This window comes from Dietzia sp. DQ11-38-2, assembly GCF_014145055.1.
GTDB lineage: Bacteria > Actinomycetota > Actinomycetes > Mycobacteriales > Mycobacteriaceae > Dietzia.
In genome coordinates, this window is record NZ_JAALDW010000339.1 from 1 (window position 1) to 2,872 (window position 2,872).

The 2,872-nt window shown below is 72.3% G+C and carries 3 protein-coding genes and 1 pseudogene; 1 reads left to right on the plus strand and 3 read right to left on the minus strand.

Annotation, left to right across the window (positions count from 1 at the left end; genetic code table 11):
• Together G6026_RS11780 and G6026_RS11785 are read right to left on the minus strand one after the other, a co-directional pair.
• On the minus strand, positions 1–748 hold a 748-nt coding region (locus tag G6026_RS11780; protein WP_182613292.1), incomplete at its 3' end, for a PHP domain-containing protein.
• A gap of 33 nt (positions 749–781) precedes the next feature.
• Positions 782–1,705 carry a sucrase ferredoxin gene (locus G6026_RS11785; protein WP_309230266.1) on the minus strand — a complete coding sequence of 308 codons (924 nt, stop codon included), beginning with the start codon at positions 1,703–1,705 and terminating at the stop codon, positions 782–784.
• An 86-nt stretch (positions 1,706–1,791) separates the two neighbouring features.
• Here G6026_RS11785 and G6026_RS11790 point away from each other — a divergent pair, with 86 nt between their 5' ends.
• Entirely contained in the window at positions 1,792–2,433 is a 642-nt protein-coding gene (locus G6026_RS11790) for a hypothetical protein (protein ID WP_107755880.1), read from the plus strand.
• A 50-nt stretch (positions 2,434–2,483) separates the two neighbouring features.
• On the opposite strand, the pseudogene G6026_RS11795 reads toward G6026_RS11790, so the two are convergent.
• Positions 2,484–2,872 (minus strand): annotated as a pseudogene (locus G6026_RS11795) (hypothetical protein); the annotation flags it as partial.

A 2,872-nucleotide genomic window follows, 5' to 3' on the forward strand; every position in this document is an offset into this window, starting at 1 on the left:
CCGCGGCCGCGAGCGTGGCCAGCGCATCACATCGCTCGGTGTCCTCGGGAACGCCGTGACAGGTCAGCTCCACGACCACCCGGTCCCGTCCGAACAGGTCGACGAGCTCGCCCAGCGCTGCACCCGCAGCCGCGGTGTCGACGCCGGGCACACCCGCGCCGCCGCGTTCGAGGGCTCGCCGCACCCGCCCTCTGCGACACCCGGTGAGCACGTACCAGTGACCACCGGCGGCCTCGGCGAGCTCCCCGATCTCGTACCGCGGTTCACCCTTCGCACCTCCCCTGAGGTGGGCGTGGGCGATCGCACGCGAGAGTCTGCGATAGCCCTCCCCTCCGCGGGCCAACACGAGCAGGTGTTCACCCCCGGGCAGCGAGAGCTCGGCACCGAAGACGGTCGCCAGACCCAGCTCGGACGCCGCCTCGGCGAATCGGACGACCCCGTACAAGCCGTCGTGATCGGTGATCGCCAGCGCGGTCAGCCCCAGTTCCGCCGCCGCCTCCGCCATCGCCTCGGGTGAGGAGGCGCCGTCCAGGAAGCTGAAGGCGGAATGGGCGTGGAGCTCGGCGTAGGGCACCCGTCCCGGCGTCCGGCGCCCGTGAGGCGGGGTGTACTCACCCCGTCGACGGGACCAGGCGGGGGCGTCGCTGCCGTCACCGGGGTGCGGGTTGTGAGGCCCACGCGGGTTCGGCCGGCCGGACAGAACCCGCTCCAGCTCGGTCCAGGTCCTGGGGCCGTGGTACCAGTTCACCGGGCCTCACCCACCGGGGCCCGGTGCATGGGCTCAGAGTTGGGTGAACGACTCCACGACCCACGCCGACGCCTCGCCGGGCGGTTTACGGCAGCTCTGGGACCGTGGAGGCAGTGGGCGGGTGCCCGCCTCGACGCGCCAGGCGCGTCCGTCTGTGTGGCGGACCACGGCCACGCGCGGGGAATCGGGGTCGATCGTGACGACGAGGTCGCCCGGCCCCGCCTCCACACCGGAGTTCCGCACGGCCACCTCCGCCACCTGACCGGCCGGTGGCCAGGTGCTACGGCCCCGCAGGTTCTCGGTGACGACCCGGCCGTCCAGTGCCGCCTCGACGATCCCGGCCGCGTGGGCCACCTCCGCGGGCCCATAGGTGTAACCGGTGCCGGGCAACAACAGGACCGGGGCGAAGCGGTGCCCCCCGGTGTGGGAACACTCCCACACCGCGGCATCGGGGTCGAGCGCTGCCAGGCGCCCGCCCAACATTGACTCCAGGCCGGCCGCGACGGGGCGGCCCCGCACAGCGCAGCACTGGTCACGCTTGGCGTGGGTGCACACGAGTGGCACAGGTGCCGCGACCTCGCGGGTACCGGCCACGTGCCCGTCCGGAGACAGGTCCAGTCCGAGCAACTCCTCAGGCCCGTCGACGCGGCCGGCGCGGATGCTCTGCCGGTCGGGGCGGGTGTCGCAGAGGTAGAAGCGGTGCCGGTCGAGGCGCTGCCCCTCGCGGCCGGGCCGACGGATGAAGAGCATGCGCGACCCGCAGTCCGCGATGTGCTCCTTGAGACGTCGGGACAGGTCCTCGCCCAGGGCCTCACCGTCGAAGATGTCGCGCCCCCAGCGCCCGGGGACCTCCAGCAGCACCCACGACTCCTCGTGGGCGGCGGTGCCTGCCGGGGGCTCGTCGGCGGACTGCAGGGAACACCAACCCGGGTGTGTGGCGGAATCGGTATCTGACACGACCCCATGGTGCCCCATCCCGCGGGGAGGCGTAACTGTAGCCACCTTGTGGGACAAAAGTGACCAGAGGGATCTAGGGTGGACGTATGCGTATCCATCACCGCCGCTTCGCCGCGGCCGCCGCCCTCACCGCCGTCGCGTCCCTGGGGCTGGCGGGATGTGGAGCCGACACCTCGACCGAATCCCCCACCACCAGCCAGACCACCACGGCGGGATCCTCCCCGGCCGCGCTGGCCCGGGCCCTTGCTCCGGACGAGACCGAGACCTCCGATCCCTCTGCCAGGCCTGCGGACTCCGGACCGAAGAGCGAGGACCCCGGCGAGACCGCCGAGCGCGCCCAGCTCGTCGTGACCGATATCCGCGTGGGCGACTACCAGGGCAAGGATCGCGTGGTCTACGAACTCCAGGGCCAGGGCGTCCCGGGATACTCCGTGGACTACGTGGACGCACCCGCCCAGCAGGGCAGCGGCTCCCCCGTGGAGGTGCCCGGGGACTCGTTCCTCCAGGTGATGATCCGCGACCAGGTCCTTCCCACCATGACGTCGATGACGGAGGTCCCCGTGGGCACCGTCTCGAGCGACGAGGCGACCGGAGTGGCCGGGGTGGCCTTCGCCGGCCAGTTCGAGGGCCGGGCACAATCCGTCATCGGTCTCGAGGGCACGGACCGGCCCTTCTCGGCCTTCCTCCTCCAGAACCCGACCCGACTGGTGGTCGACATAGAACGCTGAGCACACCCGACGAGCGACGAGGGTCACTGCCACGAAGAGTCGTGGACGGTTCATTCGTACACCCCCTCGACCGTCCAACTCCCCGGCTCGTCCCCCACCAGGCAGCACAGCAGCAACGCGGCCGCCCGCTCGGGGACGACCTGTATCCGGGCCTTCGGCCGACGGGGCGCACCACCGGGGCCGGGCTCCCACCAGGCCTCGTCGATCAGCCACGGTCGTGACCAGCCAGCCACCGCACATGGACGGCCCGTGATCTCGACCGCCTCGGGTCGCCCGGTGAGCAGGCCTCGTGGGCCGACCCCGACCGCAACCCCCGCAGCGGTGCGCAGGACGACCCCCCCGGCGAGGGAAACCCGTGCCACGACCCCTGACGCGGGGTCACGGCCCTCGCGGATCTCCAACCTGTAGCCCGGCCCCGGCCACACCACCGACGGCGACG

What these genes read in the sequence shown, in the direction of transcription:
- G6026_RS11790 (WP_107755880.1), top strand. Translation starts at nt 1,792, where the DNA reads ATGCGTATCCATCACCGCCGCTTCGCCGCGGCCGCCGCCCTCACCGCC.